This is a genomic window from Streptomyces sp. NPDC090499, from assembly GCF_044769305.1.
Taxonomy (GTDB): domain Bacteria; phylum Actinomycetota; class Actinomycetes; order Streptomycetales; family Streptomycetaceae; genus Streptomyces.
On sequence record NZ_JBIVXP010000001.1, the window covers coordinates 569617 to 575763 of the forward strand.

Annotated in this window: 5 protein-coding genes; 2 read left to right on the plus strand and 3 right to left on the minus strand. The window is 68.4% G+C overall.

Annotated features, from left to right (window positions below; genetic code table 11):
* Positions 1–78: 78 nt before the first annotated feature.
* The 3 genes from ACIQVL_RS02575 to ACIQVL_RS02585 all read right to left on the minus strand — a co-directional run bounded on the left by ACIQVL_RS02575 (position 79) and on the right by ACIQVL_RS02585 (position 3386).
* Positions 79–990 (minus strand): sugar ABC transporter permease, encoded by a 912-nt coding sequence (locus ACIQVL_RS02575; RefSeq protein ID WP_403431020.1) that lies wholly within the window; start codon positions 988–990, stop codon positions 79–81.
* Positions 991–1003: 13 nt separating this feature from the next.
* Positions 1004–2008, minus strand: a complete 1005-nt coding sequence (locus ACIQVL_RS02580; RefSeq protein WP_403431017.1) for a carbohydrate ABC transporter permease — start codon at positions 2006–2008, stop codon at positions 1004–1006.
* Between the two features lie 103 nt (positions 2009–2111).
* Positions 2112–3386: an extracellular solute-binding protein gene (locus ACIQVL_RS02585; RefSeq protein ID WP_403431014.1), complete on the minus strand. Its 1275-nt coding sequence runs from the start codon at positions 3384–3386 to the stop codon at positions 2112–2114.
* Positions 3387–3769: 383 nt separating this feature from the next.
* On the opposite strand from ACIQVL_RS02585, the gene ACIQVL_RS02590 reads away from it, so the two are divergent.
* Positions 3770–4792, plus strand: coding sequence for a LacI family DNA-binding transcriptional regulator (locus ACIQVL_RS02590; protein ID WP_403431011.1), 1023 nt, complete (start codon positions 3770–3772; stop codon positions 4790–4792).
* Positions 4793–4874: 82 nt separating this feature from the next.
* Positions 4875–5732, plus strand: a complete 858-nt coding sequence (locus ACIQVL_RS02595) for a phosphatase PAP2 family protein (protein WP_403431008.1) — start codon at positions 4875–4877, stop codon at positions 5730–5732.
* Positions 5733–6147 lie beyond the last annotated feature (415 nt).

A 6147-nucleotide genomic window follows, 5' to 3' on the forward strand; every position in this document is an offset into this window, starting at 1 on the left:
GGCGCGGGGAACTGCGCGACCAGCCACGACGGCGCCGCAGACGAACGACGGCCGAGGCGGCTTTTCCGGCAACCGGCGTCAGCCCTTCGTGCCGCCCGCGGTGAGCCCGGTCACCAGGTTCTTCTGCACGAGGTAGAAGAACACGGCCACCGGTATCGCGATCAGCACCGCCGTCGCGGTCATCAGGTTCCGCTGCGCGTCGTGCTCGCTGATGAAGCTCTGCAGCCCCACCGCGAACGTGTACTTGTCGTCGCTGAGCATGAACGTCGACGCGAACGCGACCTCGCCGAACGCGGTGAGGAAGTTGTAGAACGCGGCGACCGCGAGGCCGGGCTTGGCGAGCGGCAGGATCAGTCGGCCGAAGGTGCCGAACGGCGAGAGCCCGTCGACGCGGCCGGCCTCGTCGATCTCGAAGGGGATCGTGTCGAAGTAGCCCTTGAGCAGCCAGGCCGTGTACGGCACCACCGTCGTGCAGTAGACGAGGATCAGGCCGAGGTAGCTGTCGATGAGGCCGAGCCGCGACATGATCTGGTACATCGGCACGATCAGTACGGCGATCGGGAACATCTGGGTCACCAGCAGCAGCCACATGAACTTCCGGTAGCCCGGGAAGCGCATGCGGGAGACCGCGTAGCCGGTGGTCGAGGCGAGGATCAGGCCGATGATCGTGGTGCCGCCGACGACGATCATCGTGGTCCTGAACCAGTCCCAGAACCCGGTGTGCTGGAGGACGAACGAGTAGTTGTCGAGCGTCATCTTGTGCCAGATGCCGCTCGGGTGCAGGTAGTCGTCCTTGTCCGGGCCGAGGGACAGGAAGATCAGCCAGCCGACCGGGAAGAACGCGACGAGGCTCGCGACGCCCAGGATGCCGTGGGTGACGGTGGTGGCGAGCGGGCCGCGCTCGTTCCGGCCGCGGGTGCGGCGCGGGCTGCCGGTCACGGGGGCCTCCTCGGCGACCTGGGCGGAGGTCTGGACAGTGGTCGTACTCATGGGAACTCCTGTCTCAGATCGCGAGCTGCTGGTCGTTGCGGTTGAGCCAGCGGCGGTAGAAGGAGGTGAAGACGATCAGGATGGCCAGCAGCAGCATGCCGTAGGCGGCGGACTGGGCGAAGTCACGCGGCTGCTGTCCGAAGCCGAGGTAGTAGGCCCAGGTGACCAGGATCTGCGCGTCGGGGGCGGTGTCGCCGAAGAGCAGGAAGATGACGGCGAACTGGTTGAACGTCCAGATGATGCCGAGCAGGACGACGGTGGAGCTGACGGACCTCAGGCCCGGCAGGGTGACGTACCGGAAGCGCTGCCAGGCGCTCGCGCCGTCCATCTCGGCGGCCTCGTACAGCGTGCCGTCGATGGCCTGGAGGCCGCCGAGCAGCGAGAGCATCATGAACGGCACACCGCACCAGGTGTTGACGAGGATCGCGGCGGCCCGCTGCCAGAACGTGTCCTCCAGCCATGCCGGTTGCGGCAGATGGAGGAAGTGCAGGGCGCTGTTGACGATCCCGCCGTCGGCGAGCATGAACCGCCAGCCGAAGACGGTGACGAAGGTGGGCACCGCCCAGGGCAGGACCAGGACCATGCGGTAGAAGGTGCGGCCGCGGAACTTCTCGTTGAGCAGCAGGGCGAGGCCGAGCCCGATCGTGTAGTGCAGGGTGACGCAGAGCGCCGTCCAGACGATCGTCCAGACGAAGTGGGACCAGAAGCGGTCGTAGGACGTCGGGCCGAACAGGATGTCCTTGTAGTTGTCCAGGCCGATGAACTTGTAGGTGGCGTCGATGTGGTTGACGCCGATGGTGCGGGCGGTGTTGAGGCTGTTGGCGTCCGTCAACGTCAGGTAGAAGCCGTACACCAACGGGTAGATGACGAGCGCCCCGAGGACGACGGCCACGGGGGCGATCATCGCGTAGGCGTACCAGTACTTCTGGTAGCTGTTCTTCAGCCGCTGGCCCAGCCCGGGGCGGGGCGCGCGGTCACCGTGGCGTTTGCCGGTCGCGCGGTCGATGGCGACTGTCATGGTTCGACACCTTCTGGTTCTTCCGGGATCGGGCTGGGCACAGGGCGGTGGCCGCCGGAGCGCTCCCCCCTGAACGGGGCGCGCTCCGGCGGCCGGCCGGCGCCTACTTGCTGAAGTCGGGGACGAGCTTCTCGATCCCGAGTTCGGCGGTGCTCAGGCCCTTGTCCAGGGACTCCTTGCCACCGGCGATCTTGGTCAGCTCGGTGCCGACCGGACCCCACAGGGAGGAGTACTCGGCGAGCGCCGGGCGCGGCTGGGCGGAGGAGAGGACGGCCTGGTAGCCGGCGATGCCCGGGTCGGCCTTGACCTCGGCGGTGTAGGCGTCGGAGCGGGTCGGCAGGGTGGAGTTCTTCAGCGCGATCTCCGTCTGGGTCTTCGCGGAGGTCATGAAGGCGACGAACTTCTCGGCCGCTTCCTGGTGGGCCTTGTCCGAGCCGGCGTAGACGGACAGGTTGTGGCCGCCGGTCGGGGCGCCCGCCTTGCCGGTGGAGCCGGCCGGGACGGTGGCGATGCCGAGGTTGGACTTGTCGCTGAACGCGGAGCCCTTGTAGAAGTTGGTGATCTCCCAGGGGCCCTCGATGGTCATGGCGACCTTGCCGTTGACGAAGGCGTCCTGGCGGTGGGCGTAGGCGTCGGCGGTGACGTCCGCCTTGTGCAGGCCCTTGCCGGAGTAGAGGTCCAGCCAGGTCTGGTAGCCCTTCTGGGCCGCGGCCGAGGTGATGGTGATCTTCTTGGCGGCGGCGTCGACCATGTCGGTGCCCTCGCCGTAGAGGAACGGCTGCGTGTAGTACGCGGCCTCGGGGCCCCAGTAGCCGGTGGTCTTGGCCTTGTCCTGGATCTTGGCGGCGTCGGCCTTGACCTCGTCCCAGGTGGCGGGGGGCGTGGTGATGCCGGCCTTCTTCAGCAGCGCCTTGTTGTATACGAGGGCGAGGGTGTCGGTGACCAGCGGGACGCCGTAGGTCTTGCCCTCGTACTGGGCCTGGGTGATCAGGCTGGACTGGAACTTGTCCTTGTCGGCGAGGGCGGCGGTGCCGTCCAGCGGCACGAAGTAGCCGGCCTTGGCGAAGGCGGGGGTCCAGCCGACCTCGGAGCGCAGCACGTCGGGGGCGCCCTTGCCGGACTGGGCGGCCGTGTCGAACTTGTTCTGCGCCTGGTCGAACTGGACGTCGACGTAGTTGACCTTGATGCCCTTGTTCGCGGCCTCGAACTCCTTGACCAGGGCCTTGTACGTCGGCGACTCGTTGGTGGCGTTGGAGGTGTCCCACCAGGTGATGGTGACCGGCCCGTCCGACTTGCTGTCGCTGTCGCTCCCGCCGCACGCCGTCGCCGTGAGGGCGAGGGACGCCACCAGCGCGGAGGCCGCTATGCCACGCCGCATGAGTTCTCCTTGAGGGTTAAGCCCGAGTGATGCGGGGGCGGTCCCGTCCACCGTCCCGCTGTCGTGCCGACTGCGCCGTTGCTGCGGCGGCCGGGCGTCAGGGAACGTAACAGCGATGTAAGCCTTGCGAAAGACCTTGCAGCAAAAAAGTGCAAGAGATCTCCGAAGTTATCCGGGCGTGACCTCTCGGCGACCGCCGTGAGACGCTTGTTTACAGCGGTAGAGCGCCACGGCGGCCACTTGTGCAAGACTCTGCAAGCTCTTGCCATCATGTTTCAGTAGGGAGTGCGATGACGCAGCAGCCCACAGCGGGCCGCCCCCCAGGCCGCATCAGGCGCCCGATCGGTGTGCAAGGGGACATACGGCCGGTACAGTCCAGTGCCGTGACCACACGGCTTGCCGACATCGCAGCGCAGGCGGGGGTGAGCGAGGCGACGGTGAGCCGGGTCCTGAACGGGAAGCCGGGCGTCGCCGCCACCACCCGCCAGTCCGTGCTCGCCGCCCTGGACGTCCTCGGCTACGAGCGTCCGGTACGGCTGCGGCAGCGCAGCGAGGGCCTGGTGGGCCTGATCACGCCCGAGCTGGAGAACCCGATATTCCCGGCGCTCGCGCAGGTCATCGGGCAGGCGCTGACCCGGCAGGGCTACACCCCGGTGCTCGCCACCCAGACCCCGGGCGGGTCCACGGAGGACGAGCTGACCGAGATGCTGGTGGACCGCGGGGTCGCCGGCATCATCTACGTCTCGGGACTGCACGCGGACACCACCGCCGACATGCAGCGCTACGAGCGGCTGCGGGCGCAGGGCGTGCCGTACGTCCTGGTGGACGGTTTCTCGCCGAAGGTGCAGGCGCCGTTCATCTCCCCCGACGACCGGGCGGCGATGACGCTGGCCGTCACCCACCTCGTCTCCCTCGGCCACACCCGTGTCGGCCTCGCCCTCGGCCCGAAGCGGTTCGTCCCCGTGCAGCGCAAGATCGAGGGGTTCGTGCGGGCGGTGCAGGACCAGCTGGGCCTGCCGGCGGACGTGATCGAGTCCGAGCTCGTCCAGCACTCCCTGTACACCCTGGAGGGCGGCCAGGCGGCCACCTCGGCGCTCATCGACCGGGGCTGCACGGCGATCGTGTGCGCGAGCGACATGATGGCGCTCGGCGCGATACGGGCCGTGCGGCAGCGCGGTCTCGACGTCCCCCGGGACGTCTCCGTCGTCGGCTTCGACGACTCCCCCCTCATCGCGTTCACCGACCCGCCGCTCACCACCATCCGCAAGCCGGTCCCGGCGATGGGCCAGGCCGCGGTGCGCACCCTGCTGGAGGAGATCGGCGGTACCCCGGCTCCGCACAGCGAGTTCGTTTTCATGCCGGAATTGGTGGTACGCGGTTCCACGGCGGCAGTACCTGGGAAGTAGTCGCCACGCCGTAGAACATGCACCGTGAACCCAACCTTGGGATGATCTGTCGACAACGTCTTTTCTGGCAGACTCTGTGCCTATGAGTGACTCGACCGTGACAGAGCCGGAAGGTCGCGCACAACAGACCCTTCCGCGGACCGTCACGGGCGAGGGAGAACAGGGGTTCCTGGGTCGGCTGCGGACGCCGCGGCGGCCCCGGCTCTGGTTCGAGATCCTGCTGATCGCGGTGAGTTACTGGACCTACTCGCTGATCCGCAACGCGGTCCCGGAGCAGAAGGCGCAGGCGCTGCGCAACGCCGACTGGATCTGGAAGGCCGAGCAGCAGCTGGGGATCGCCGTCGAGGATTCGGTCAACCATGCCGTGAACTCGGTGAATTGGCTGATCGTCGGCATGAACTACTACTACGCGACGCTGCACTTCGTGGTGACGCTGGGCGTCCTGGTGTGGCTCTACCGCAGCCACCCCGGCCGTTACGCGGCGGCCCGCCTCGCCCTCTTCGCGACGACCGGCGTGGCCCTCCTCGGCTACTACCTGTTCCCGCTCGCCCCGCCCCGCCTGATGAACGGCGGCCGCTTCGTCGACACGGTGACGGTCCACCACACCTGGGGCTCGATGGCCTCCGGCGACCTCAAGCACATGTCCAACCAGTACGCCGCGATGCCGTCCATGCACATCGGCTGGTCCCTGTGGTGCGGCCTGACGATCTTCGCCCTGGCGTCGATCCCCTGGGTACGCCTCCTCGGCCTCCTCTACCCCACGGCCACCCTCCTCGTCATCGTCGCCACCGCCAACCACTTCTGGCTCGACGCGGTGGGCGGCGCCCTCTGCCTGACCTTCGGCTTCACGGTGGCACGCCTGTGGTACGGCGCCCTTCCGTACGCCCTGCCCCGACAGCCGACGGCAACCACTCTGCTGCGAAGCCCTGCGGGCAGCTGAGGACGACGCCCTGCGGGCCCCTGCGGGCAGGCCGGTGCCCACTTCGGTGCGCGGGGCGTACGGCCGGTTCGGCACCGCCGGTCACCGCCGCGGCGGCTGAGCACCGTTGCGGCGGAGAAAAGGGGAGCCGTCGGCTCAGGAAAACCGACGCATCAAGAACAGCCCCCGCCCCAGAGCCACCTCCGCCCCGGAACAACCACCGCCCGCCTCCATCACCCGCCGCAACGACGCCCCACCACGACGACGGCGACCGGCGATGCCGAAGCACGCACAGGCCACCCGACCCCCACCGCCCCCGCCCCAGAACAACCACCGCCCCAGAACAACCACCGCCCGCCTCCATCACCCGCCGCAACGACGCCCCACCACGACGACGGCGACCGGCGATGCCGAAGCACGCACAGGCCACCCGACC

Bases quoted from the DNA above. Each gene is read 5' to 3' on its own strand.
- ACIQVL_RS02595 (WP_403431008.1), top strand. From the start codon at position 4,875: ATGAGTGACTCGACCGTGACAGAGCCGGAAGGTCGCGCACAACAGACC.
- ACIQVL_RS02575 (WP_403431020.1), bottom strand. From the start codon at position 990: ATGAGTACGACCACTGTCCAGACCTCCGCCCAGGTCGCCGAGGAGGCC.
- ACIQVL_RS02580 (WP_403431017.1), bottom strand. From the start codon at position 2,008: ATGACAGTCGCCATCGACCGCGCGACCGGCAAACGCCACGGTGACCGC.
- ACIQVL_RS02585 (WP_403431014.1), bottom strand. From the start codon at position 3,386: ATGCGGCGTGGCATAGCGGCCTCCGCGCTGGTGGCGTCCCTCGCCCTC.